Below are 1,195 nucleotides of genomic sequence, written 5' to 3' on the forward strand. Positions count from 1 at the left end.
GATAACCCCTCCTCTTAACCTTCCAGCACCGGGCAGGTGTCAGCCCCTATACGTCGCCTTACGGCTTAGCAGAGACCTGTGTTTTTGATAAACAGTCGTTTGGGCCTATTCACTGCGGCTCTCTCGGGCATACACCCTAATAGAGCACCCCTTCTCCCGAAGTTACGGGGTCATTTTGCCGAGTTCCTTAACGAGAGTTCTCCCGCGCGTCTTAGAATTCTCTTCCCGCCTACCTGTGTCGGTTTGCGGTACGGGCACCAGTCACCTCACTAGAGGCTTTTCTTGGCAGTGTAGGATCAGGAACTTCGGTACTATAATTTCCCTCGCCATCACAGCTCAGCCTTTACGACAAGCGGATTTGCCTACTTGTCAGCCTAACTGCTTGGACGCACATATCCATCAGTGCGCTTACCCTACCTTCCTGCGTCCCCCCTTTGCTCAAACGGTGACGTGGTGGTACAGGAATTTCAACCTGTTTGCCATCGCCTACGCCTTTCGGCCTCGGCTTAGGTCCCGACTTACCCTGAGCGGACGAGCCTTCCTCAGGAAACCTTAGGCTTTCGACGGAGGGGATTCTCACCCCTCTTTTCGCTACTCATACCGGCATTCTCACTTCCAAGCACTCCACATGTCCTTCCGGTCATGCTTCACTGTCCTTGGAACGCTCCCCTACCACTGTCCGTAAGGACAATCCATAGCTTCGGTGATACGTTTAGCCCCGGTACATTTTCGGCGCAGAGTCACTCGACCAGTGAGCTATTACGCACTCTTTCAATGGTGGCTGCTTCTAAGCCAACATCCTGGTTGTCTAAGCAACTCCACATCCTTCTCCACTTAACGTATACTTGGGGACCTTAGCTGATGGTCTGGGCTGTTTCCCTCTTGACTACGGATCTTAGCACTCGCAGTCTGACTCCCGAGGATAAGTAATTGGCATTCGGAGTTTGACTGAATTCGGTAATCCTGTGGGGACCCCTAGTCCAATCAGTGCTCTACCTCCAATACTCTTCCCTCGAGGCTAGCCCTAAAGCTATTTCGGGGAGAACCAGCTATCTCCGTGTTCGATTGGCATTTCACCCCTACCCACACCTCATCCCCGCACTTTTCAACGTGCGTGGGTTCGGGCCTCCATCCAGTGTTACCTGGACTTCACCCTGGACATGGGTAGATCACACGGTTTCGGGTCTACAACAAC

Annotated in this window: 1 rRNA gene; it reads right to left on the reverse strand. The window is 53.0% G+C overall.

The window, feature by feature from the left end:
* Nucleotides 1-1,195 (reverse strand): 23S ribosomal RNA (locus J2S74_RS27270); the annotation flags it as partial.

It is taken from the genome of Evansella vedderi, from assembly GCF_030813435.1.
GTDB lineage: Bacteria > Bacillota > Bacilli > Bacillales > Salisediminibacteriaceae > Evansella > Evansella vedderi.